Annotated in this window: 22 protein-coding genes; 11 read left to right on the forward strand and 11 right to left on the reverse strand. The window is 51.6% G+C overall.

Going from position 1 to position 25070, the window contains the following annotated elements:
* Positions 1 to 44 precede the first annotated feature (44 nt).
* Genes ACO0LN_RS13940 through ACO0LN_RS13955 form a run of 4 tightly spaced genes read right to left on the reverse strand, consistent with a single transcriptional unit; the run spans position 45 to position 3209 of the window.
* The gene (locus ACO0LN_RS13940; protein WP_422974698.1) at positions 45 to 743 is read right to left on the reverse strand and encodes a LytR/AlgR family response regulator transcription factor; all 699 of its coding nucleotides are present in this window, start codon (positions 741 to 743) and stop codon (positions 45 to 47) included.
* Entirely contained in the window at positions 740 to 1822 is a 1083-nt protein-coding gene (locus ACO0LN_RS13945; RefSeq protein WP_422974700.1) for a sensor histidine kinase, read from the reverse strand. The genes ACO0LN_RS13940 and ACO0LN_RS13945 overlap by 4 nt, the downstream gene beginning before the upstream one ends.
* Positions 1822 to 2760, reverse strand: coding sequence for a LysR substrate-binding domain-containing protein (locus tag ACO0LN_RS13950; RefSeq protein ID WP_422974702.1), 939 nt, complete (start codon positions 2758 to 2760; stop codon positions 1822 to 1824). The genes ACO0LN_RS13945 and ACO0LN_RS13950 overlap by 1 nt, the downstream gene beginning before the upstream one ends.
* A 2-nt stretch (positions 2761 to 2762) precedes the next feature.
* Positions 2763 to 3209, reverse strand: a complete 447-nt coding sequence (locus ACO0LN_RS13955; RefSeq protein WP_422974704.1) for an Lrp/AsnC family transcriptional regulator — start codon at positions 3207 to 3209, stop codon at positions 2763 to 2765.
* Between the two features lie 125 nt (positions 3210 to 3334).
* Here ACO0LN_RS13955 and yedA point away from each other — a divergent pair, with 125 nt between their 5' ends.
* The gene (yedA, locus tag ACO0LN_RS13960) at positions 3335 to 4219 is read left to right on the forward strand and encodes a drug/metabolite exporter YedA (RefSeq protein WP_422974706.1); all 885 of its coding nucleotides are present in this window, start codon (positions 3335 to 3337) and stop codon (positions 4217 to 4219) included.
* A 146-nt stretch (positions 4220 to 4365) separates the two neighbouring features.
* Here the strand turns inward: yedA and ACO0LN_RS13965 are convergent, their stop codons facing one another.
* Entirely contained in the window at positions 4366 to 5415 is a 1050-nt protein-coding gene (locus tag ACO0LN_RS13965) for a GGDEF domain-containing protein (RefSeq protein ID WP_422974708.1), read from the reverse strand.
* A 321-nt stretch (positions 5416 to 5736) separates the two neighbouring features.
* On the opposite strand from ACO0LN_RS13965, the gene ACO0LN_RS13970 reads away from it, so the two are divergent.
* Together ACO0LN_RS13970 and ACO0LN_RS13975 are read left to right on the forward strand one after the other, a co-directional pair.
* Entirely contained in the window at positions 5737 to 6357 is a 621-nt protein-coding gene (locus ACO0LN_RS13970) for a methylamine utilization protein (RefSeq protein WP_422974710.1), read from the forward strand.
* 56 nt (positions 6358 to 6413) lie between these two features.
* Entirely contained in the window at positions 6414 to 8816 is a 2403-nt protein-coding gene (locus ACO0LN_RS13975) for an EAL domain-containing protein (RefSeq protein ID WP_422974712.1), read from the forward strand.
* A gap of 26 nt (positions 8817 to 8842) precedes the next feature.
* Here ACO0LN_RS13975 and ACO0LN_RS13980 read toward each other — a convergent pair whose 3' ends face one another.
* Positions 8843 to 10555, reverse strand: coding sequence for a diguanylate cyclase domain-containing protein (locus ACO0LN_RS13980; protein ID WP_422974714.1), 1713 nt, complete (start codon positions 10553 to 10555; stop codon positions 8843 to 8845).
* 315 nt (positions 10556 to 10870) lie between these two features.
* On the opposite strand from ACO0LN_RS13980, the gene ACO0LN_RS13985 reads away from it, so the two are divergent.
* The 6 genes from ACO0LN_RS13985 to ACO0LN_RS14010 all read left to right on the forward strand — a co-directional run bounded on the left by ACO0LN_RS13985 (position 10871) and on the right by ACO0LN_RS14010 (position 15670).
* Entirely contained in the window at positions 10871 to 12022 is a 1152-nt protein-coding gene (locus tag ACO0LN_RS13985) for a tetratricopeptide repeat protein (protein WP_422974716.1), read from the forward strand.
* Positions 12023 to 12113: 91 nt separating this feature from the next.
* Positions 12114 to 13007, forward strand: a complete 894-nt coding sequence (locus tag ACO0LN_RS13990) for a DUF3034 family protein (RefSeq protein ID WP_422974718.1) — start codon at positions 12114 to 12116, stop codon at positions 13005 to 13007.
* Between the two features lie 10 nt (positions 13008 to 13017).
* Complete coding sequence (locus tag ACO0LN_RS13995) at positions 13018 to 13473, forward strand: group I truncated hemoglobin (RefSeq protein WP_422974720.1); 456 nt, start codon at positions 13018 to 13020, stop codon at positions 13471 to 13473.
* A 170-nt stretch (positions 13474 to 13643) separates the two neighbouring features.
* Entirely contained in the window at positions 13644 to 14492 is an 849-nt protein-coding gene (locus ACO0LN_RS14000) for a DUF3034 family protein (RefSeq protein WP_422974900.1), read from the forward strand.
* Positions 14493 to 14525: 33 nt separating this feature from the next.
* On the forward strand, positions 14526 to 14975 hold the full coding sequence (locus ACO0LN_RS14005; RefSeq protein WP_422974722.1) for a group I truncated hemoglobin: 450 nt from the start codon (positions 14526 to 14528) through the stop codon (positions 14973 to 14975).
* Between the two features lie 23 nt (positions 14976 to 14998).
* Positions 14999 to 15670, forward strand: a complete 672-nt coding sequence (locus ACO0LN_RS14010) for a methylamine utilization protein (RefSeq protein WP_422974724.1) — start codon at positions 14999 to 15001, stop codon at positions 15668 to 15670.
* Positions 15671 to 15723: 53 nt separating this feature from the next.
* Here the strand turns inward: ACO0LN_RS14010 and ACO0LN_RS14015 are convergent, their stop codons facing one another.
* A complete protein-coding gene (locus tag ACO0LN_RS14015; RefSeq protein ID WP_422974726.1) occupies positions 15724 to 16638 on the reverse strand; it encodes a collagenase in 915 nt (304 codons plus the stop codon).
* A gap of 411 nt (positions 16639 to 17049) precedes the next feature.
* On the opposite strand from ACO0LN_RS14015, the gene ACO0LN_RS14020 reads away from it, so the two are divergent.
* Positions 17050 to 19839: a TonB-dependent receptor plug domain-containing protein gene (locus ACO0LN_RS14020; RefSeq protein ID WP_422974728.1), complete on the forward strand. Its 2790-nt coding sequence runs from the start codon at positions 17050 to 17052 to the stop codon at positions 19837 to 19839.
* A 34-nt stretch (positions 19840 to 19873) separates the two neighbouring features.
* Here the strand turns inward: ACO0LN_RS14020 and ACO0LN_RS14025 are convergent, their stop codons facing one another.
* Positions 19874 to 20137, reverse strand: coding sequence for a hypothetical protein (locus ACO0LN_RS14025; RefSeq protein ID WP_422974730.1), 264 nt, complete (start codon positions 20135 to 20137; stop codon positions 19874 to 19876).
* 517 nt (positions 20138 to 20654) lie between these two features.
* Here ACO0LN_RS14025 and ACO0LN_RS14030 point away from each other — a divergent pair.
* Positions 20655 to 21866 carry a M24 family metallopeptidase gene (locus ACO0LN_RS14030; RefSeq protein ID WP_422974732.1) on the forward strand — a complete coding sequence of 404 codons (1212 nt, stop codon included), beginning with the start codon at positions 20655 to 20657 and terminating at the stop codon, positions 21864 to 21866.
* Positions 21867 to 21943: 77 nt separating this feature from the next.
* Here ACO0LN_RS14030 and ACO0LN_RS14035 read toward each other — a convergent pair whose 3' ends face one another.
* The 3 genes from ACO0LN_RS14035 to ACO0LN_RS14045 all read right to left on the reverse strand — a co-directional run bounded on the left by ACO0LN_RS14035 (position 21944) and on the right by ACO0LN_RS14045 (position 25040).
* On the reverse strand, positions 21944 to 22459 hold the full coding sequence (locus ACO0LN_RS14035; protein ID WP_422974734.1) for a TssQ family T6SS-associated lipoprotein: 516 nt from the start codon (positions 22457 to 22459) through the stop codon (positions 21944 to 21946).
* 12 nt (positions 22460 to 22471) lie between these two features.
* Positions 22472 to 24196 carry a protein kinase domain-containing protein gene (locus tag ACO0LN_RS14040; protein WP_422974736.1) on the reverse strand — a complete coding sequence of 575 codons (1725 nt, stop codon included), beginning with the start codon at positions 24194 to 24196 and terminating at the stop codon, positions 22472 to 22474.
* A gap of 79 nt (positions 24197 to 24275) precedes the next feature.
* Positions 24276 to 25040 carry a PP2C family protein-serine/threonine phosphatase gene (locus tag ACO0LN_RS14045; RefSeq protein WP_422974738.1) on the reverse strand — a complete coding sequence of 255 codons (765 nt, stop codon included), beginning with the start codon at positions 25038 to 25040 and terminating at the stop codon, positions 24276 to 24278.
* Positions 25041 to 25070: the final 30 nt, after the last annotated feature.

A 25070-nucleotide genomic window follows, 5' to 3' on the forward strand; every position in this document is an offset into this window, starting at 1 on the left:
GGACTGGATGTGAGCAGGGGTGAAATGGAAATACCAACAGGGACTTAGCTGGCAAGTGCTTGCACGACCTCATCCCTGTGCTGACGGCTGCATGGCAGGTGCAGGCCATCTTGCAGCAGCAGTTCAGCATCTCCCTTTTGCGCTGGCAAGACCTGGGTAATCTGGTCCAGCCTGACGATATGGCTACGGTGGCAACGCACAAAGCCCTGCCCCAGCCTGTCCTGCAAACCCGACAAGGTCTGGCGCATCATATGCTGCTGTTGGCTGGTAAAAATCATCACATAATTATCAGCAGCTTCCAGCCGTATGATGTCGGCCAGCTTGATGACGGTGACGCGGCCTTTTTCATTCAAGAGTAAATGCTGTTCTGCCTGAATTTTTTTCGCGCTGCTCCTGCGCTCACTCACTCTTTGCAGGGCACGCAAGAATCTCGCCTCATCATAAGGCTTGAGCAGATAATCGATCGCATTCGCATCAAAAGCCTGCAGGGCGAACTGGTCATAGGCGGTGACAAAAACGATCAGTGGCACAGGCGCTGCCAGTTGACTGGCGACGGTGATGCCATCCATCTCCGGCATTTGTATGTCGAGGAAAACCAGGTCAGGCTGCTGCTTTTGTATGCAGTCCAGTGCTTCCCTGCCATCCCTGGCTTCTGATACGACGGCATCTGCCACATGTTCGGCTACCAGACGCCTGAGTTTATCCCTGGCATAGGCTTCATCATCGACGATGAGGATTTTCATGAAGCTATGCTCCCGACATCAATGGGCAAGCGCAGCTCTGTCATGACGCCTGAAGGCTTCAGATCGGTCAATTGCAGGCTGGCTTTATCCTGATACAGGACCTGCAGACGCTGGCGCAAATTACTGATGCCCACGCCTGAGCCTTGCCCGTTCTCCTGCAAATGACCGGCGTCATCCTCGATGCGCAAGATGACTTGCCCTGCCTCTTTATATGCACTGATCTTTATATGAGTAAGCTGGCTGCGTTTTTCGACAGTATGCTTGAAACTGTTTTCCAGTATGGTTTGCAGGCTCATGACCGGTACTTTACTGCTTAGCACATCATCGGCGATATCCCAGTTGATCTCTACCCTGTCGATAAAGCGCAGGCTCATCAGTTTTGCGTAGGCCTGCAGCAGTTTTAACTCATCTGCGAGGCTGGTTTCGCTGTGCTGGCCCAGGTCCATGCTGGCGCGCAAGAGTGCGGCGATCTCACTCAAGGCAGTGTCCGCCAGTTTGACATCGGTATACATCAGCGATGAAATGGTGTTGAGTACATTGAACAGAAAATGCGGTTGCATCTGTTGCGTCAGTCTGTGCAATTGCGCATCACGTAACAGCGCCTGGGATTTTTCTGCATTGTCTTTTTCTTCGAGCAAAGAAGCATAGGCTTGCAGGCCAAAAATCACGACATAAAACATGCCAAAGAACATGAAGATCTTGCTGCACTCATAAAAATACACTTTGATCCAGCCATCATGCTGATAGCTGAGTCCCAGCAAGGCATACACTGAGTGACGCAGGCTATATACCATCACCACAAATACAGTGCTGAACAAAGGCAGGGGCAGGATTTGCTGCCAGAACCATTTGGCTGGTGTCTGTAATAAATGCCTGTCGGTCAGCTTGCGCCTTTGCAGCAAAAGCAGCAATGTGCCTACGAGGGCAGAAGAGCTTTCCCAGAAGATGGGTTCCCAAATATGTTTGCCGCCGCCTTTCAGATGGTCTTGCACGGCAACCGCCACCATCAATAGCCAGAATAAAAACCAGCCTGTGAAGACTGGTTTTTTGATCCTGTCCCAATACGCCAGCCCGTCCATTATTGCGCCACCAGGTTGCTGGTGCCCAGCCACTTACCACTCGTACTCAAATCACGCGTCAGTTCCAGCACCAGTTTTTCTACTGCCATGGCGGCATTCGTCAAAGGGATATTCTTGGATGCGCACAGGGTCACGGTACGCGACAACTGTACATCACTGATAGGGCAGGCACGCATTTCGCCACGTTCAATTTCTGCCAGCATCGGTGATACGGGCAAGATAGTCGCCCCCATATCAGCCATCAACGCAGATTTTAAAATCGCTATCGAGGTGATGTCGATGACATTCTCTATGTGCTTGCCCTGCTCTCTGACCACCTGCTCTATACGTGGCCGCACACCATGTTGTATGCTGGGCAAAATCAGAGTGGACTGCAAGGCTTGCGCCAGCGTGATCGATTTGCGCTTGCAGGCAAACTGTGAATCAGTTCGTGTGATGTACATCATTTCCTCTTCGACCAGCGGCTTGCTGGTAAAGCCGCCCAGTTGGCCATCATCAAACAGTATCGCCAGGTTCAAACGGCCTGAGCGCAACTGCTCGGTCAAGTTGCCGGTCAATTCTTCTGTCAGTTGAAAGATGATATCGGGGTAGGCTGCACGTACAGCTTTCAATAAAGGGAAGGCCAGCGCGCCAGAGGCACTTTGCGGTATGCCCAAAGCAACCGTGCCGCTGGGTTTGTCTGTCGATTGAGCGACGGCTGATCTGGCATCGCTGACTTGCTTCAAAATCGCCAGCGCATGTTCGTAGAATATTTTGCCGGCGTCTGTGGCCTGCATACCTTGTGCAGAACGATGCAACAAAGTCGCACCCAGTTCTTCTTCAAGTTGCTGCAATTGCTGGGTCAGGGCTGGCTGCACGATATGCAGCACACGCGCGGCGCGCGACAGCGAGCCGTGATCGACGATGGCGACAAAATAACGTAGCTGGCGCAATTCCATTTTTATTCCACGGGCTTGATGGCCCGTCTTTCTATCGATGAAGACAAGATCAGGGAAGTCGATGTCACACCGCAACGCGCGAGGCTGGTAATCACTCGCTCCAGCTCACGTACTGAGGGCGCGACTACTTTGACGATCACGCAATCTTCGCCGGTAATGGCATGGCATTCAACTACTTCTGGTACTTGCTCGGCAATTTTTAGTACCGGCGTATCAGTTGCGCGGCTGGCAATGCGGACAAAAGCCGTAATGCCGTAACCCAATGCTTCAGGATCAACCCTGGCGTGGTAGCCCGTGATGACATTGGCGGCCTCCATGCGCTTGACCCTTTCGGTCACGGCAGGCTGGCTTAAATGTATGCGCCGCCCTATTTCGGCCATGGTGACCCTGGCATCGGCCTGCAAAATCTCGAGGATTTTGCCGTCCATCACATCCAATTCTATTTTCACGGAGAAACCCTGCTTTTTCGTTGAGATTAAAAGAAATGTACCTGATTTACCTTTGATTATCCATTTAATATTCAAACTGACTAACATACACTGATTACCTGAAATCAATTTAAGCTACCCCTGCCATGCGCCATTTGCCACGTAAAGTTTTACTCGCCCTGCTTACTGTCTATATAGTCTGGGGCTCCACTTACTTTGCCATACAGGTGGCCCTTAAGGCCCTCCCGCCTTTCATGATGATAGGTACACGCTTTCTGGTGGCAGGGGCTATTTTGTATGCCTGGCAAAAATCGCGCGGTGCGCCCAACCCTACTTTGCGTGAATGGCGCGACGGCGGTATCGTCGGCATTTTGATGCTGGGTGGTGGTACTGGTTTGACAGCGGTGGCGCAGCAATATGTGTCTTCCGGCCTGACTGCCGTGTTTATTGCCTGCTCACCGATGATACTGTCTGGCTTGTCGGGCATGTTTGGTGACTGGCCCAAGCGTCGTGAATGGGCGGGCATATTCTGCGGTTTTGCTGGTGCCATGTTGCTGGCGTCTGACGGCCAGTTTTCGGCACAACCTTTGGGCATACTGTTCTTGCTGGGGGCGATATTGTGCTGGGACGTGGGTTCGATTTTGTCGCAAAAGAAACTCAAGATGGCGGCAGGCGGCATGGGCTTTGCGAGTGAAATGCTGGTCGGTGGCTTGTTCCTGTTCATCATCAGCCTGGGTAAGGGTGAGCAACTGACGGGTGAAGTCACCGTCAATGCAGTGGCTGCCTGGGCCTATCTGGTGGTGGCTGGATCACTGCTGGCATTTACTGCCTATATGTATTTGCTGTCCAAGGTACCGGCTGGTCTGGCTGCAAGTTATGCCTACGTCAATCCTGTCATCGCAGTAGGTCTTGGTGTGGTGTTTGGTGGCGAGCACCTGTCCATGCGCGAGATGCTGGCGATGAGCATCATTCTTGGCAGCGTGATAGTGCTGACCAGCGCGCACAAGCATAAAGAGCAGACTGCCAGTTGATAAATTGATCGTTGCCTGACAACTCTCCCGCACAAAAAATAATGGCGCTGCAACACTGCAGCGCCATTTTATTAATTAATTCATCAATTCATCAATCAACTCATTCATCAACTGAGCTGTCAAACAAGACCAGGCCAGGCTCAGTCTTAAAAGAATTCAGCGGTATCGTTGGACACTTCAGTCTTCAAATCACCGCTGGACACCAGTTCATCATAAAAACACGTGCGGTTGCGGCCATTAGACTTGGCGAAATACAGCGCCTGGTCAGCCCGGCCCACAATGGCGACGGCAGGTTCAAATGGGTCTATGCGGGCATAGCCTATGCTGATGGTGACCGTGCCAACCTGGGGGAAATAATGCTGTTCCACATTCTGGCGGAAACGTTCGAAAATAGTATTGGCATCTTCCTGCGAAGTCGAACGCAGCAAGATGACGAATTCTTCACCGCCAAAACGGAACAGGCGGTCTGAGGGGCGGAAAGAACTGCGCAAGAGATTGGCGATGAGGATCAGCACTTCATCACCATACAGATGCCCGAACTGGTCATTCACGCGCTTAAAGTGATCAATATCAAGCACAGCCAGCCAGTGCTGGCGCTCAGGCTCATGGCTGCGGCGTTCTTCTTCTGCCCGCTCAGCTTCTGTGCTGGCCTGCTGCTGCAAAGCACTGCTGCGCAGGACCTTGGAAAAATTATCGTCGAAAGTCTTGCGGTTCAGCAAACCTGTCAGTGAGTCGCGCTCACTATAGTCAAGCAGGTTCTGGAAATTGCGATAGACAATCAGCATGCCATTGACGACTTCCATCGCCGTCGTGGTGTAATTCGCGGGCTTGTAGATTTCGAGACAAGTATGCAATTTGTCATTGATCCAGATCGGCAGCCAGATAATTTTGCCGCCTTCTATGACTTGCTCTATGATTTGCTGCTTCTGTGCAATACCCTCTTTCAAGTGAGGATAAAGCTCGATGGAATCATGCGAAGCAGGGGACGCCTGGGTTTCGTCAGCAATCGAAACGTTGTCGTTTTCTATGCTGATATGCGGCTTGATGAAGACTTGCTGACCAACAGAAACCACATCCAGCACCCGCGCCGACTCCGCGTTGGTCAATTGACGCAGCGCAGTAATTACTGAAATATTCAGTAAGTCGTGATCGCGATGCCCGGTAATTTCTACCAGGTGTTTAATGATTGATTCCATGCCCCGTATTCCTGCATCTTCCTGCCGATTCCAGCCGATCCTTGCATAAATTACCAGTACGAACTCGCCAGCAACAATCCACCACACGCAAGCAATGCGCGCAAATTGCCCTTATACAATAGTATAACAATTCAGGGCTGGCTTTACCTGATATTCTGCAAACAATTCATCCAGAGACATATTTTTACAAAATTGCACGAAATATGCGTCAAGACCCATTTGCAAATAGTGTAGGCATTCATGCAGGTATCGAACTAAAGTAATCGAACTAAAGTAATATAAGCAAAACTCATTTCAATCATTTTTTGCCAGGGTGTAGCCATGAAACGTTCGCGTACCAATTCCTGCATCCTCACCCTGGTCTGTATCGCAAGCAGCCTGATCATGGCTGGAACTGCGCATGCCAATTCAAGCATCCAGGTCACGGATGCCAGCGGGCAGGCCGTGCCGGATGCGGTGGTCTATGCAGAACTTGTTGGCAGCCCGCAGATTGCCAAGTCAGCCACTGCGGAGATTCAGCAAAAAGACAAGAAATTCATGCCTTTCGTGACCGTGGTACAAACCGGCACCTCGGTTTCCTTCCCCAACAATGACACGGTCAGGCATCACGCCTATTCATTTTCTCCGGCCAAACCTTTTGAATTGAAACTATATTCAGGCAAACCTGCTGCACCCGTGGTATTCGACAAAGCCGGCACCGTTGTGGTGGGATGCAATATCCATGACCAGATGGTTGCCTATATCCATGTCGTCGATACACCCTATTTTGCCAAGACCGATGCTAACGGCACTGCCCGCATGCCATCGATCCCCGCTGGCAAATATGTATTGAAAACCTGGCATCCCAAACAACCATCGTCGGCAACAGTACAAGAGCAAAATATACAAATCGAAGGCAATGGCCCCAACCTGACGGTAAAATTGAATTACAAGGCGGGTTAATTTCAAGGCTGGGTCAGCAGGAGATACTTTTCCCACGCACACCAAGAGGAAAGTTCATGCGTTTGCATAGTTTGGAAAACCGGGTTGTCACTCTTTTCATAGGCTTGCTATTGACGGTACAGCTGGCAGCCTATTTTGCCATCGGCAGTGCGATAGACAGAAATGCGCGCACTGCAGTTGAAGAGAATTTGAAAATCAATGAAAAATTCCTGCTGCGCCTGCTAGATCAGAATGCACAAAAACTCATACAGGGTGCCATACTCCTTGCAAAGGACTATGCCTTCCGCGAAGCCATAGGCACACATGATACTGAAACCATCGTTTCTACCCTGTCCAATCATGGCAGCCGCATAGGTTCTGAGCTGACCATGCTGGTCGGGCTGGACAGGAAAATTACAGCGTTTTCGAATACCAGTAAAACCAGCCGCGACAATGGTACAAGCAATGAATTAAGCAATAGCCTGCAACAATCGGTTGCCTCACTGATACAGACCGCAGAGAAAACCGGCAGTGCTGCCAGCACGGCGATCGTCGATGGCAATCCCTATCAAATGGTAGTGGTACCTATCGAAGCACCGGTCACCATCAGTTGGGTAATTATGGCCATCCCGATAGGAAAGGCCCTGGTGACCGATATGCATGAATTATCACGGATGCAAATCAGTTTGTTGACTTCTGAAAAACAGGGGAGCTGGCTCGCCAATGTTTCCAGTCTCAGTGATGACAACGCCAACAAGCTGGCCCAGCAATTACCTGTTGCTGACAAACTGGTCAATTATCTGCCTGCCCTGCAAATCGATGACGACCAGTATAGCGCCCGCATACTCAGACTGGCACAGAACGAACAGTTCAATACCATCGCCGTGCTGCAACTGTCGATCAGCCAGGCGGTTGCTCCTTACAAGGAATTGCAGCGTAATCTCTTGCTACTGACGGTACTTGCTGCCGTCGTTGCCAGCATCATCAGTGCCATCACTGCGCGCCGCATTACCGGGCCGGTAAGGCAACTGGCAGAAACTGCGCGCAGCCTGGGTGCAGGTGATTACACGGCCACTATCAACGTCAAACAAAAAGATGAAATTGGTGATCTGGCGCGCACCTTCATGACCATGCGTGATGGTATTGCCCAGCGTGAAAAAGAAATCAGCCGGCTGGCTTACTGGGATACCCTGACCAATCTGCCGAACCGGGCACTGTTTACCGACATGCTGGAAGAAGCCATTGCCAGCGCACGTTCCCATGAAAAGTCCTGCTATGTGTTGATGATGGACCTCGACCGTTTCAAGCATGTGAATGACGTCATGGGACACCGCTTTGGTGATGTACTGCTGAACCAGGTTGCGATACGCTTATCAGCCGAACTGGGGGCTGGTGGCACAAAACCAGCCCGGCTCGGCGGTGATGAATTTGCCATCCTGCTGCCAAATAGCGCGAAGGAAGATGCGCTAGAGTTGGCAAACCGCATCTTGCGCTCACTGGAAAAACCCATCTCCATAGAAGACCAGACTGTTGATCTTGGTGCCGGCATAGGCATCGCTGGTTTTCCTGAACATGCAGGGGATGCCCAGAGTTTGCTGAGCCGGGTTGAGGTCGCCATGTATGCGGCAAAACTCGGCAATAGTGGCGCAGTCATCTATTCCCCCGACATTGACAAATCCAGCCAGCAAAGCCTGTCTTTGCTCAGCGAATTGCGGGCAGCGCTGGAACAGCAGGCTTTCCGTTTATACGTACAACCAAAGGTGGAGCTGGATCAGGGCAAGGTGATTGCGGTAGAAGCACTGGTACGCTGGATACACCCTGAGCGTGGTTTTATCTTCCCCGATCAGTTCATCCCTTTTGCCGAGCAAACCGGCTTCATACGCCAGCTGACGCACTGGGTCATGAACGAAGCAGCGCGAGTCTGCCACCTATGGCATCAGCAAGACATACAACTGAAAATCTCGGTCAATATTTCTACCCGAGATTTGCTGGACCAGGATTTGCCGGGCAAATTTGCCCAGATATTGCAAGACCATGAAGTAAAAGCTGCTTCGTTTTGCCTGGAAATCACTGAAAGTGCCATCATGGATGACCCGGTACGGGCCTTCCAGACGCTGGACAAATTACATGCCATGGGCTTTGAGCTGTCTATCGATGATTTTGGCACGGGCTATTCATCTCTGGCCTACCTGAAGCGTCTGCCGGTTCATGAACTGAAAATAGACAAATCTTTTGTACTCAAAATGGAAAAGGATATTGATGATACCAAGATCGTCAAATCCACCATAGACCTGGGGCACAATATGGGCTTGCGGGTCGTCGCCGAGGGCGTGGAAAATATGGAGGTCATGAATTTGCTGAAGGAGCTGGGTTGCGACCAAGCCCAAGGCTATTACATCAGCAAACCCATGCCTTCAACCGACATGCCTGCCTGGCTCGCAAAATGGCAGGAGCAAAACCAGCAAACTAGTGGACTGTAACAAAATTCAAAAGAATCAGAGAACAATCAGGCCAGATGTACGAACTGACCTGACTTGCGGTCGCGCTTGCGGTTATACATGCGGCTGTCGGCGATCTTGATGAGTCGCACATAATCACTGCCATCCTCAGGGAAACTGGCCCAGCCTACTGAGACACCGACGCTGACGACGATGTCTTCGAGCGCAATCGGCTGCTCGACGACATTGCAGATTTTTTCTACGGTATTGTTGATATCGATAGAGCTCTTGGTATCTTTCAGCAGCAACACGAATTCATCACCGCCGTAACGTGCCACTTCATCCGTCTCACGGATAGCAGAGCGCAAACGGGCAGCAATCACAACCAGGGCCTTGTCACCAGCATCATGACCATGGTTATCGTTGATGTATTTGAAGCGGTCCAGGTCTATGAATAACAGGGTAAATCCTTCACTGGCACCAGGATTTTCCAGGGCCTGCTTTTGCAGGTAATTAATCTGTGTGAACAGGGATTCACGGTTCGCCACCTGCGTCAGCTTGTCATAGCGCAGCTTGTTTTCCATCTCCATGAAAGTCTGGGCCAGTGTGCCTATCTCATCTGTGCGGCGAATTTGCATGCTGGGCATGGGTTCGCCATTACCAAATTTTTCAGCAGCAGAAGTCAGTTTTCGTATATCTCGTATCACGCGCTCGACGATGGTCAAGCCTATGGTGAGAGCAAAGATCACACAGGCCAGGGCAATCACCATACTCTGCATGAAACCCTGGTTGATACTGTTCATGAAGTCAGCACGCGGCACGGCAACCACGGTCAGCCAGTTCAAACCCTGCTTGTTACCCAGTGGAGAAATCGCCACATCAATGGTGCCATTGCTGAGTTCCATGGATTGCGTCTGGGTAGTCTGCAATTTCATGTCGCTGACTCTTTGGAAAGTCTCGCTGATCAGCGGTGTTTTCATGTCGATGGCACGCATGCGTTCAGGCACGCCATTCACCGTGCGTTCAGGCAGTTCCTGGCCAGACGTGGCGACGATATAACCATCTGCATCGACAATATAGGCGACGCTGTTCTTGCTGATTTCGAGCTTGCGCAGGAAATTCGATAATTCCTTGAGCGTCAGGTCGGTTGCCATGACACCGGCAAATTCATGGTTCTTGTTAAAGACCGATTTTGCCAGTGTGATAGTCGGATAATGGAAAGAAAAATTATTATAGATTTTTGACCAGACCGGTCTTTCCGAGGTCTGTGCAATCTTGTACCAGGGGCGCAAACGCGGATCAAAATCGTCGCTGCGCAAGATGTTCGAGCGGTCACCGACATGGCTGACGCGGAAAACCGTGCGCTTGTCACCATCTGGTTCACGCCAGAACAATTGCACCATTTCCCTGGAAATTCGGTAAACACCGACAAAGCGCCCGTCGCTACCACCGAAATACACGTAGTTGTTAACATCCATGAACAAGCCACTGGCCGCCCAGAATTTTTCTTCCAGGGCTTTCATGTCCGCAGAAAAATTCTGCTCTTTGGGCAAATTGCTGGGACTGGGTGCGACTGACTCCAGCGCTATCAGGGCGCCATCGAGGTGTTTTTCGGTCGCCAGGTTGATACGGTTGACCATATCGCCAAGTATGCGCTGCGTCAGGGTATAGACGGCATCTGTCCCGGCCTTCATGGAGACCCAGCCTATGGCGGCAGACACCCCTATCACCAGGACGATGATGGGTATCACCAATTCTCGACGCAAAGAAGAACGACTCATACTTGGGCTCAATCAGGCTCAAAAAAAGCGATCGGAAATTCCTGTCCGGCATCCTGCGCAACTCGCCCCCTGCTATTTCAGGCCATACAAGGCGGCAAAATACATGAAGAAAAAATCAGGGGGCTTTAGTATATACCGTTAAAAATTGTTAAAACCAACTTATGTGACAACACAGAGATTAAATCTTGCGTATTGTGGTAATTGGACTGGTTAAATCAAAGCAAAATACAAAGGCCAGCTTAAATTTCTTCCATTTCTTTTATAAAATGAATCGGTTACTCTGATGAAAAATTTCTTTTGAGCAACCAACATACCATGGACTTATACGCCACCGATAGCGAAGTTACGCAGTTAGAGCAGCGCTTGACCGGAACGGTGACGCAAGAACAACTCGACGAATTGCTGACACTGGCCTGGCACCTGCGTCAGCGCGACAGCAGCCGCGCCCTGAACCTGTGCGAACAGGTCAGCAAAATGCTGAATACTTCCAGCAGGACGGACACCGACAAAGCCCTGGTCTATCTGCGCCTGCAATTGATCAGGGCAGAAGAAAAGTGGCTGCATGCTGATCTCGATAGTGCAGCAGCCATCATCCAGGCCATATTGCGCCACCCTGACGTGCATCTCGACCCGGCCGCCCTCAGCGATGCCCATCGCATGCTTGGTTTCATCTTCTCTGACCAGGGCAAGCATGTTGAATGTGACATAGAGATGGCCATCTCCATAGATGAAGCCAGCAAGGGTGATGATGTCTTGCGCAAGCAATGTACAGCCGCTGCCCTGGCCCGGGTGGCGGTTTTACGTGATGATAAATTGGCCAAATCCTACTTCGACCGCTATTTTGTATCGAGGAATACCCCCAAAGAAATCCACCCTGGCCTGACGGCCCTGATGGATGATTTTCTGGGTCTGTATACTGGCCTGAATGGGCAGCTCGATGATTCTGTCACCTACCTGAGCAAGGCTTATCAGGCCTGTCTCGATTCTGGCCAGATACGCCGTGCCATCCTGACCGCAGCGAATATAGGTTATAGCTATAGCAAGGCAAATGATTTTGAAACTGCGCTGGAATGGCTGCAAAAAGCACTGAAGCTGGCCAAACCCACAGGCTGGGCACCCAGCATAGGCAATTGCCTGATGCAAATAGGCGACACTTTGCGCAAGATGGGTTCGCTCGACGCGGCAGACCAGATGCTGCATGAAGCATTGGAACAGTTATCACGGCTGACTGGCTCACGCAATTATGCCTTGACCATCAGTGTCCTCGCCGATGTTGCCCTGGACAGGCGTGACTACCATCTGGCCTACAATTTGTTCAGCCAGCTGGCGATGCTGCAAGGTGCGCAAGAGCAGGCTGATTTGCAGGAAGCGGCCAGGCTGGGGCAGGCAAAGGCGCAAGCCAGACTCCAGGCCATGACCAGGGAAGCCGTAATTCATAAACCTGACACACTTGTTGCAAAGCGTTAATTGGTCTTGTGCAACACCTGACTAACTTGTATAAAGGAGCCAGCTCCAGCCACAGGCTGGATTACCACGAACTGCCGTGAGAATAGCCCCCATGCTGCGCCTGAAATCTCTCCTCGTTATTGCTCTGCCCGCTTGCGCCAGTATCACCATGGCGCAAGGTCTGCCCGTGCCGGACAAAGGCAAATTGCTGGCGACCGGAGGCGTGATACAACTGGAAGGCGCAGGCGGTGGTGGTCTGACACCATGGGCGACGATTACCGGTTATGGCAGTGAAGACAGCTATGGCATCAATGCCCATATCACCCAGGTCAGCACCCAGGACTATCGCCTGCAGACTAGTGGCGTCGCTATCGGTATTGCCGACAAAATCGAAATGTCACTGGCAACACAAAAATTCACAGGCAGCCTGGCCCCTCTCGACAAACTGGAATTACAACAAGATATAGTCGGCATCAAACTCAAAGTTGCCGGTGACCTGGTCACGGATCAGGACAAATGGCAGCCCCAGGTCGCCATCGGTGCCATGTACAAACGCAATCATGCTGTCAAAGGTCTGGAGGCACTGGGTATCACCAGCGTCAAGCAACTGGGTGCAGTGGATGACAGCGGCATTGATTATTATCTGTCGGCCACCAAGCTGATACTCGATCATAGCCTGCTACTGAATGGCACTTTACGTCTGAGCAAAGCCAACCAGATGGGCTTGGTGGGCTTTGGCGGCGACAAGCGCAACCATTACCAGTTATTGCCAGAAGTATCGGTCGCTTACCTGCTCAACCGCAAGCTAGTCGCTGGCGTCGAATACCGTAGCAAACCGCAAAATCTCGCGGTCGATAATGAAAAGGCTTATTACGATGCCTTCCTTGCCTGGTTCCCCAGCAAATCAGTTTCACTGACACTAGCCTATGCCAATCTGGGTGACATTACCATCTTCAATCCAAAGAACCAGCGTGGCTGGTACTTGTCACTGCAAATCGGCAATTGAGGTTAAGCACATGAAATTTATATCACCTACTCCCGCACTTGCCAGTTTGCTGTTTGCGGTAATGACAGACACTTCTGCAGTCCAGGCCCAGACTACACCGCAAACCCTGTATCAGGCGCTGGGTAGTGAAAGCGGTATCAGTCAGATCGTTGATGAAACAGTCAGCATCATTTTGCAGGATGAACGCATCAAGGCCAGCTTCAAGGAAACCAATATCCCCAGACTGGCGCAATTACTGAAAGAGCAATTTTGTGTCATCAGTGCTGGCCCCTGCAAATACAGTGGAGATGACATGAAAACCGTGCATCAGGGTCTAGGTATCAATGCTGCACAATTTTATGCCCTGGCAGAAGATGTACAGATCGCCATGGACAAACTGGCCATTCCATCTACCACACAAAACCGCCTGATGGCCTTGCTGGCTCCGATGAAACGCGACATCGTTTTCCCCAAGGCGCAACCCTGATATTTTTATCTTTTTTTTTGCATTAAATCTGAATCTGATTTTCAGTAGTCTTCGTACAAATAGCAGATACACGGTTCCCGTGTGAAATTGCCGCTTGATCAAGAGGAAATATAATGCAAATGAAGAGAAAATTCGTCGCCCTGGCCTTGTCAGGCAGTAGCGTCTTCTGCATGCAGGCCAGCCTGGCCCAGGACATGCTGAAACCGGACATGGGCAAACTGACAGCCACAGGTGGTGTCAGCCAGCTTGAAGGTGCAGGTGGCGGTGGCCTCACTCCATGGGCCTTGATTACTGGCTATGGCAGCCGCGACAGCTACGGTGCCAATGCCCACTACACACAAGTCAACACCCAGGACTACAGCCTGAAAACTTATGGCGTCGCGGTCGGCATTGCCGACCGGGTAGAGCTGTCGCTCGCCAGCCAGGAATTCACAGGCTCACTGGTCCCTTTGAATGCGCTGAATATTAAACAGGATATTTTTGGCGTCAAAGTCAAAGTTGCCGGTGATGCGGTGTATGACCAGGATAGCTGGATGCCACAAATCGCCGTTGGTGCCATGTACAAGCGCAACAAAGGCATAGGTGGCCTCGGTGCACTGGGTGTGACTAACGTCAAGCAACTCGGTGCAAAGGATGACAGCGGCGTTGATTACTATGTTTCTGCGACCAAGATCCTGCTCGAACAAAGCCTGCTGCTGAATGGTACCTTGCGCATGACCAAAGCCAATCAGATGGGCATACTGGGCTTTGGTGGCGACAAGAAAGACAGCTATAAACCCATGCTGGAAACCTCAGTTGCCTATCTGCTCAACCGCAAGCTGGCAGTTGGTGCCGAGTACCGCATGAAACCGCGCAATCTGGGGGTGGATAATGAAAAAGATTATTACGACGTGTTTGTCGCCTGGTTCCCGAGCAAGAATGTATCTGTCACGGCGGCTTATGCGACGCTAGGTGACATCACCATCTTCAATCCAAAAAATCAGCGTGGCTGGTACTTGTCCCTGCAAGCAGGATTCTGAGCGCCCACTGACTATCTATAAAAAAGACCTATCATGAATATTCTCTCCCGCCTGTGCAAAACCATAGCCGCTTCCGCCTTGTTTGTCAGTTTGTTCACCAGCTTGTCTGCCCATGCGCAAACCGGCAATGACGCCCTGTATCAAAGTCTGGGTGGCAAAACCGGCATCAGTACCTTCGTCAATTCCTTCGTTGCCATCGTGCTCGATGATGCGCGCATCAATAAGGCTTTCAAGGAAACAGATACAGAAAGACTGGCTAGCCTGCTGACCGAACAATTCTGTGAACTCAGCGGTGGCCCTTGCAAATACAGCGGCCGCAGCATGGCAGAAACGCACAAGGATATGCAAGTCACGAATGCCCATTTCAATGCACTGGCAGAAGACTTGCAGATCGCCATGGAAAAACATGATGTCCCATCATCCGTGCAAAACAAGCTGATCGCCAAACTGGCACCCATGCAGCGTCCCATCGTGACCAAGTAAGCAATCTAAAGGCGGTAAAAAAGATGAAGCTATTATTTCTGCAAAAGTATCGTAACTTGCTCTCCCTGGCGCTGAGGTTGACATTGACGCTGGCTGCAAGTTCACCCATGCTGGCACACGCAGCCAAACTGAATTTCCAGGCAGTCGATAAAAATGGCAATGCCATGAGTGATGTCGTTGTATATGCGACACCAATAGGCGCGCCCTTGCCAGTCTCAGAAAAAACCGAGGCCACCATATCGCAAAACGATATGCAGTTTTCACCGTATGTGACGGCGATACGCACGGGTTCACAAGTCAAGTTTCCCAACTATGACAAGATGGAACATCATGTGAAGTCTTTTTCTGCGACCAAGGAATTTGAAATCAAGACTTACGAACGCGGCGTGGTACCACCACCTGTGATCTTCGACAAACCCGGCATCGTCATCGTCTATTGCCTCTTGCATAACTGGATGCGTGCCTATGTGCTGGTGCTGGACACACCCTACTTCGTCAAGACGGATCAGAACGGTGCTGCCATGCTGGATAAACTGCCAGATGGTAATTATGAAATCAAGGCCTGGCATCCAAATTTGGGGAGCATCAAGCCGCCACTAAGCCAGACTGTCAAAGTCAATGACCAGGCAACACCGGTCAAATGGCAATTTGATTTTGTGCCCGTGCCAAGAAAATCGAAATCTGCTGGCTACTGAGATCTAGTTGCTTGAAAAATGAAGCCGGGCGCGAGTGCCCGGCTTCATCCCAACTACGCTTTAGCCAGGCTATCCAGCCATGCCGCAAACTCCTTATCCATGCCTGTGCCCCATGACCTGACCAGAGATTGATAGCGCGGGTAGTCACCACTGCGTGTGAACACCAGCATCTGCTCTATCTCTGGCCTGTGCTTTTCCAGCATAAAGCGCACTGCGAGATAACCCCAGCTATAAATCCTGCCTGTTCCATTATTGTTTTCATAGCCGGTATCAAATAACTGGCTCAGTGCATAAGTCTTTTCTCCCGCAAGCTTGATGGCAGCCGGATTATCCTTGCCCCTGGAAACATACTCAGCGATGCCTTCAGTCCACCACACCAGATAAGGTGTCAGTGGCGCAGGTTTGGCGCAGTTTTCTGGCGGCGCGTGCGAGTCATGCAGATTCGCACAAAAATCCCCATACAGATTGAAACGACCGTCGAGGTAATGCACATATTCATGGCCGAGATTGAGTACGCTGCCATCTTTTTTCTGGTTCGCGACAAACTCGGCCTGATTGCCCGGTCTTTCAGGATAACCTTCCAGATACATGCCACCGTTATTGGTCGGCATATCAAAATGCTGGGTCGCGTATTTGATGAAGTCTTCCTTGGACTGGTAGATATTGGCTCTGAGGCTGCCATTATGGTCATCCTTCACCGGCTTGCCTGCGGTACCGAAGATGCCATGAAACTGTTGCTCAAGCGCGCCCAGCATCTCGCAAGACTTGCGCTCATCTTCCGGCGTCAATGCCTGTGAACGCAGGCTCAGCGTAGGGCTGCACTGATGAACATGCGTCAGTACTTTTTGTATTTCCTGGTCACGCGCAAGTTCACGTGAATTATGCGCCTGCTGCGGATTGCTGCTGCAAGCGACCAGGCCCAGAGCCAGCAAAGGCAAGGACAGCATCCCATTATTTCTGAATTTCAACTCCGTCTCCCTTTTTCATTTCTCTGCTGCAAAACAAGCTTACATCTTGATATCAGCGCGTTGTAAATACGCCGCAAATATTTTATAAATATACCTTAAATATATTTATATTGGTACATTTGAGTCCCGCTGGAATAGGGATTTCTTTTTCCCCGTCCTGATTCTGGTGGCAAATGGCCAGCTCATACCCTCTGCAAACCTCACTGCTGCCAGAGGCAAAACAGTGTGAACACCCGGACATGAGCTGGTACCAAATAAAGAGAAGGCTGGCCCAGCCCTGTCACAAAAAGGCGGGAACCAGACCCGGAAGATATCCATGCACATGCAGACGCAAAGTGAAATGGAAATGGCTGTTCATTCGAGGGATTGAATGGTGAGACAGAGGGCAACCTCAAAACTATGGAGCATACTTTGAAAAACCTACCTACTATGAAAAAATCCGCATTGGCCATTTCGATTGCGCTGATGGGACTGCAAAGCAGCTATGCACAAGATGCTGCACCGGTACAAAAAGTCGTTGTGACCGGTTCGAATATCAAACGCCTGGACAGCGAAACGGCGTCGCCAGTACAAGTCCTGACCCGTCAGGAAATCATGGACAGCGGTGCCAATACCGTCAAGGACATCCTCGACAATCTCAGCAATAATGACCGCAGCGCCATCAGCGACCTCGGTGGTGCCAACTCCTGGGCCAGTGGCGCATCGGGTGTATCGCTGCGCAATCTTGGTTTGTCAGCAACGCTGACCTTGCTGAATGGCCGCCGCCTGCCCAGCTATGGTTTTGCTGATGGTTTGCAGGCTACCTTCGTGAATATCGATGCGATACCGGCGAATGCGATAGAACGCATAGAAATCCTCAAGGATGGTGCCTCGGCCATTTACGGCTCTGATGCTGTGGCGGGCGTCATCAACATCATCACGCGCAAAGACTTCAAGGGCGTAGCCCTGAATGCCAGCGCCCAGCAATCACTGCGCAACAGCATGCTGAACAAATCCCAGACTGCCTCCATCACGGTCGGTGCTGGTGACATGGAGAAAGATGGCTACAATGTATTTGGTCATCTGGAAGCCTATCATCGTGGCGCTTACAAAGACCGCGACATCTTTCCACAACTGCCCGACTGGTATCTGAAAATGAATCCGGACCGCGCCACCTTATCGACCGGCTCCTACCCAGGAAATTATACTGGCCGCTACCCTGCCAATTATGCCGATGCCAGTCTTGCTGGAAAATCCTTCACGACCGCAGCCCCGGGGTGTGCACCGTCACTACTCATAGGTGGCCTGTGCCGCTATGACTACTGGAAAGACAGTGACGCCAATCCTGCGGCTGACCGCATTGCCTTCTTCAGCATGGGCAGGAAAAAGCTGGGCGACAACCTGACCGGTTTTGCCGAAGTCAATTTCTCGAACACCAAGAGTACTTACTATACCTCGGTCCCGCGCTCGAATATCACCGGCGTGCCACTGACCTGGTATGACTCCATCAAGGGGCAGATGCAGTATTTTACTGACCCGCAATTACCGGTTGGTCACCCTTTCAATCCTTATTCTTTCCCGGTAGGTTTGAACTATCGCTTTGCCGATAATCCCGAGATGTTCAAGAACGTTGGTGAGGCAAAACAATACCGTGTACTCGTTGGACTGGAAGGCACGCACCTGGGCTGGGAATGGGATGGAGCGATAGGCCGCATGAGTTCTACCGCAACCCAGAAGCAGCACCTGTACCGCGACCGCTATGGTTACTACGATGCCATCGTCAAGGGTGAATATAAATTTGGCGCAACAAACTCGCAAGCAGTACTCGACAAAATGTTCCCGGAAATGGGTTCGCACGGCACCTCTACCCAAACCTTTTTGGACTTCAAGGCCTCACGTGAATTGATGGCCCTGGGTGGCGGCCCTCTGCAACTGGCCACCGGCTTTGACCTGCGTCACGAAACTTTTGAACAGGCCAGCAGCGACAATGTATTGAATGCGCAAATCGTCCAGTTCAGCGGTGTCTCCATACAGGGCTCACGCAATGTCGGTGCCGCATTTGCTGAATTGAACGCACCGTTCACCAAACAGCTGGAAGGCAGTTTCGCCCTGCGCGCCGACAAATCCGGCACGACAGAAGCAGCGGTAGTTCCAAAACTTGGCTTGTCGTACAAAGCCACGGATTTCCTGATGCTGCGCGCTACTGCGGCGGAAGGTTTCCGCGCACCGAGCTTGCCAGAGACAGGCAATGGCGGCGCATCATGGTTCAACAATGGCTACCTCGATCCCAAACGCTGCGCCATGGCGACACAGATGTCTGATGCCCTGAAAAAAGGTAATTCCATTGATCAGGCCAATGCCAGTGTTGCTTATAACCTGGGTTGCTCGGTCAGCTTCCCGGCACGTGTCTTGCCGAACAAGGATTTGAAACCAGAAAAATCCAACAGCTTCACCCTCGGTCTGGTCTTACAGGCGACCAAAGACACCAGCATCACCATCGACTATTACAACATCAAGCGCCGCGATGAAATTTCCGTACTCGGTGTAGATGAAACCCTGGCGAATGAGGATAAAAAAACCGGTCTGGTCGAACGAGGTGTCATGACGACCCAGGACATAGAGCTGGCCCAGCGTGCATCCGAGCTGGCTGGCAAACCCCTGGGCTTCACTATCGGCCCTATCGCCACCATCGGTGCGCAATATGCGAATCTAACTAAAACCAAGGTCGCCGGTGTCGATGTCGATGTCAACAGCAAATGGAACCTGGGTAGCGCAGGCAAGCTCAGTACCGGCCTGGAAATGAATTACCAGACTGACTACCGTAGCTGGAGTTCCTTTACCAATGACTATAGCGAAAACTATGTAGGCCGCCGCGGCGTACCAAAAATCCGCGCCATTGCTAAACTCGGCTGGGCCAACGGCGACTGGAACGCAGGCACCCGCATCTACTACACCAGCGGCACCACATTAAGCTGGGGCGACCTCGACAGTGCCAACACTGAACAAGGTTGTATAGACCGTGGCGTCGCCGTCGATCAGTGCAAAGTTGCTGCCGACACCACAGTAGATTTCTCGCTCAATTACAAAGGCTGGAAAAACACACTGCTGACCATGAACCTGTTCAACGCCTTCAACCGTGAAACCGTCATGCAAATGCGCCCAGGCAGCCCATTGCCTTTGCGTGGTCGCGTGTTGAAATTGTCGTTTGAGCATAAGTTTTAAGAGCAGGGCTAAGGAGAGATCAAAGGCAATCGCATTAAGCTCTGGAAAGATAAATCAACCGGTTTTGACTTTTGGGGTTGTCTTTGGCTTTGCAGTAGCTTTGCAGTTGCAGTTGCAGTTGCAGTTGCAATTGCGGTTGCGGTTGCGGTTGCGGTTGCGGTTGCGGTTGCGGTTGCGGTTGCGGTTGCGGTTGATTTTGACCTTCCGCAGTTCCCATGTGTAGCCGCCGTTTGTGCAATACAGAAAATGGATTAAGAAGGACCGCTGTCTGAGGTGGAGCAGGGGTTTCGGACAGCATGCTGTCCGCCTGCGTAACGGCATGCGCTTGCAAGCACATGTTCCTAGGGGCAAGGCCGAAGCGAGTTTCGGGCCTTCCCATTTTTTGTACTGCACAAACGGGAACCCCTTTAGGGGCGGCTATGCCTGGGTCGCCTTCTTTTGCTTACTTTTCTTGGCGACGGCAAGAAAAGTGAGTAGCTGTCGGGCTACCCCCGACCGGCAATCGTAAATTACGTGTAAGCGTATTCCAAAAACAAATGCGCAAAACACGACGAATCTGAAATTAATATACCTAACAGTACGCAACGAACGCCACTGGATTCCAGCCAAAAACATGCTGGAATGACGCCATTAAAGATACGGTCTATCGAGAATCGTGGCAATTTACTAGATTGCATCAGCGATCGGTGATTACACCACAGGCTCCATCACTATGCCGATTTCGTCAAAACCCCAAGCACAAACCATCAAGACCCAAGCCCCCGCTTTATACTATCCTCCCCCGCATCCATCAACACCCACACCGGAGTTCCAGCATGACATCAGGCATAGGCAGTTCCACAGCAGCCCTAGAATTAGCCAGCATCCAGACAGACTTCAGCGATGTCAGTCCCATCAGTGCGGCTGAACGTCAGGCCAGGGTAGAAAAGGCGGCGCGCCTGATGCAGCAAAATGATGTGGGTGCCATAATCCTGCCTGCTGGCAGCAGCCTGTATTATTTTACTGGCCTGCGCTGGTATCCAAGTGAGCGCCTGACGGCAGCAATACTAACGCCAGATGCTAAGCTGACTTATGTCTGCCCCAGTTTTGAAGATTCCAAACTGCGCGAAACTCTGGGCGCAGATGCTGACATCCGCCTGTGGCAAGAAGAAGATGATCCGTGCCTGCTGATCAAAACATTCCTGCAAGATTCCGGTTATAAAAGCACTACCATCGCACTGGATGAAAATGCTGCCTTTTTTATTTTCGACGGGCTGCGCCGCACCTTGCCGCTGGCACAGATCATCAATGCCAGCAGCATCACGGCAGAGTGCCGCATGCATAAGTCAGCAGCCGAACTGGCCATCATGCAGCAGGTCAAGAACCTGACGCTGGAAGTGCAAAAGAAGGCAGCAAAGATCTTGCATGAAGGGATTTCTTCTTTTGAAGTTGCCCGCTTTATTGACCAGGCGCATCGCGCCTATGGCGGCAGCGCATCAACATTTTGTATTGTCAGCTTTGGTGAAGCGACTGCCATGCCACATGGCCCGGATGCCGAGCAGTTTTTACGCGAAGGTGACATGGTACTGATTGATACCGGTTGCAAGCTGCATGGCTACAATTCGGACATCACGCGCAGCTATGTGTTTGGCAAACCCAGCCAGCGCCAGCGTGATATCTGGGAACTGGAAAAAGCCGCTCAGGCAGCCGCATTTGATGCGGCACAGCCAGGTGTGCCTTGCGAACAGGTCGATGCGGCAGCGAGAAAAGTATTGGCAGCAGCCGGTTTTGGTCCTGACTACCAGTTACCCGGCCTGCCGCACCGTACCGGTCATGGCATAGGCCTGGATATTCATGAATGGACTTACCTGGTCAAGGGTAATCAGCGCCCGCTGGCGGCTGGCATGTGTTTCAGCAATGAACCCATGATTTGCATAGAAGGCGAATTTGGCATACGCCTGGAAGATCATTTCTACATGACCGAACAAGGGCCACGCTGGTTCACGGGCCAAAGCCATGCAGTTGATGCACCGTTTGGCCGCGATTGATATCTGCTACCGGCATCTTCCTTGCCGGTAGTATTTACTCACTTATCTGCTCACTTATTTGCGCACTTGGTACTAACTTACTTGCTTACGGCGGTGCTTTCTTTTTTCTTGGCTGGTGCCGGTGCCTTTACGGCATTCCTGGATTTCAGGAATACCGGTCCCCAGACGGGATGACCAATTTCAGCGGCTGACAAATTGAAAGTGGGGTCCAGCTTCAGGGCCTTGTCAAATTGCTGGCGGCACAATTGCGTGCGGGAAGTCACGCAGTAACTAAAGGCCATGATTTTCAGCGCCCCCAGTTGCACATCCTTGTTATGACCGCTCCAGATTTCATTACCGCCCAATTTTTTGATGGCGCCATTGTAGTCACCACCATCATAAAGAGCCGTACCGTCTTTCAAAGCCTGCACGTCAGGGCTCAGCGCAGGAACTGTGGGCTCTACAGGTGGTGGAGGTGGTGGCGGCGGTGGTTCTTTTGGCTTCACTACGGGCTTGGGAGCCGGTGCCTGCTTGGGCGCCGTTTCGCAACCCTGCAGGAGGACACATGCCACCATCAGGCCAGCCACAGACAGCGTTTGGGCTAATTTATTCATTTTTATGACACTTTACTTATTCGTGAACTCATGTTCTATGGTTGCAGTCGTGGTTTTTCCGGCTTCAACTTCGGTAATGAAGTCGGGGAAGCCAGGGTTGGTCACTCTGATCTTATGCTTGCCTGCAGCCAGACTTAAATGCTTGATAGGCGGACTGGCCCCTTGCTGTACACCATCCACAAAAACCGTACCCCAGGGCTTGATGGCCAGCTTGAGGTTAAGCTTGCTGGCCGCCGCAGCCTTGGCTGCCTTGACTTCTTTGAGGCGCGCCTGTGCAGCCTCGGTAAATTTGCCTTGCGGATATTGCTGCAAGTAGGCGTTCAAGGCCTCAGGCGTCACTGTATTATCGTCCTTGAGCTTGTCCCATGCCAGTTTTTCCGGATCTGGTTTGTCGGCAGCTTCTGCCACGCTCGCAGGTGCGGGCGCAGCATTGCTGACCGCTGTCGCAGTTTTTTCAAGCGGCACTGCTACGGCCGACGATGCCGGAGTGGGCACTGACTGCGCTGTTGATGCAGCAGTGGAAGCAGGGCTTGGAGCAGCAAGCAAGGTTTGCCCGGGCTTGTTAGCACCCTGGCGGCTGGCAAGATAAGCAATCACCACGATCAATACTGCGGCTAGCACCAGCATGGGCACTAAAAGCTTGCCTGACTTTGCTGACACTGCTGTCCCACTTTCTACAGTTTTGGCTTCCGGCCTGTGTGTTTTGACGGCGGAGGTATCCTTGACGGGCAAGGCATGCACATGGTCTTGTCCCTCTGCCATGCCTGCAGCATGCTCTTCCCTACCCTTGCGCGATTTGCGCACAGAAGCAAACGAGCTGATGCCCAGCAACTGACGGAATTCATCCATGCTTTGTGGGCGGTCTTGCGGCTGTATTGCCAGCGCATGGTCTATACCTTTGAGGAACTTGGCACTGAAACCTGCATGCTCACCATCCTGCAGGGGCAGCATGGTGTCTTTGACGACCCGGCCCACTGATATCGGCGGCGGTGATTTCATGATCGCAAAATACATGACCGCAGCCAGGGCATAGATGTCAGTCCATGAGCCCTGGGGCATCTCTACATCGTCCGCATATTGTTCTATCGGTGCATAACCGGGCTTGAGGATGACCGTCATGCCTTGCGTCATGTCACCAATGATCTGGCGGGCAGAGCCAAAATCCAGCAAAACCGCTACACCATTCTTTTGCACGATGATATTGTCAGGTGAAATATCCCTGTGCAAAATCTTGGAACGGTACAGGGTATCAAGCGCTTCCAGTATCTGCTTGAAGATAAACCGCAACCAGGCCTCAGTCACCAGCTTGGGGCGTTTATTGACGATTTGCTTGAGGGTATGGCCATCGTAATGGCGCATGACCATGTAAGCAGTCTTGTTTTCTTCCCAGAAACGATATACCTTAACCAGCGAAGGGTGATCAAATTGGGCCAGCAAACGCGCTTCATTGATAAAGCTCTTCAAACCGGCTTCAAAGGTAGCCTTGTGCCGCTCTGACCTGACGGTCACGCTGGTATCAGCAGAACGCCCGGCCAGGGAACCTGGCATGTATTCCTTGATGGCAACTGTACGTTGCAGGGAATGGTCAAAGGCCAGATACACAATACCAAAGCCACCCTCACCCAATACCCCGGTGATTTCAAAGTCATTTAGCCGCGTGCCGACAGCGAGACAATTCTCGGTACCTGCATGGAATGCAGTTGGTGCTGCAGCGGCGAGTACTTTTTCTGTGTTCAAGGCTGACTCGGATCTTAGTTTCTTTATAGAAGCAGAAGCCATGTGTCGATCACATTCGTGGCTTCCGGTTCGGGTTAATTCAGCGTTTTACCTGCTCATCATGCAGACAAATTGCAAAAGCCGAGAAATTATCCCTGTTAATTGCCTTTGACGTACTAATATTTTTTTCTGCAATGGCATTCATTTTACTCAACCATGCCTCACTACTGTTGGTCGTTGCCAGGCAAAATTCCATTTCATGCTCAAGTACCCACTCCCAAAAGCCATCGGTACACATAAGAAAAGCATCCCCATGACGTAATTCTAGGGCATCTGCCGTCACTTCGGGGATGCTATCGCCTTCGGCACCGATGGCTGCAAACAAACGGTTGCGATGGGGATGCTGACGTATGCGCGAATAATCGGCCATACCGGCATCGACCAGGCGCTGGGCCTGGCTATGGTCTTTCGAGACTGCCTTGAGCCGCCCCTGGCGAAACTGATAAATCCTGGTATCTCCCATGTGCGCCCACAAGGCGCAACGGTTAGTCTGGTCTATCAAGATAGCGGCTATGGTGGTGCTCATATGCCGCTGGCTAACATGGTCGCGCTTGCTTTGTGCCACTTTCAGGATGGCCCAGTCCAGATAAGAGCGCAAGGCCCGGGAACTGAACGAGGCTTCGCGCACAAATTTTTCTATGACAGCATCAATCGCCATCCTGGCCGCAATTTCACCACCAGAATGGCCACCGGTACCGTCAGCCAGCACAAAACAGGCAAGCTCATCCTCATTTGCCCATGCCAGCGCATCTTCATTGGTTTCCCGGGTACCGATGGCAGTAAATTGTGCAATGTCCAGACGCATGGCTATGCTTAAGTTAGGGTTATGCACAAA

Origin of the sequence: Undibacterium sp. TC9W, assembly GCF_049339865.1 — a bacterium.
In the GTDB taxonomy this organism is placed as follows: domain Bacteria; phylum Pseudomonadota; class Gammaproteobacteria; order Burkholderiales; family Burkholderiaceae_D; genus Undibacterium.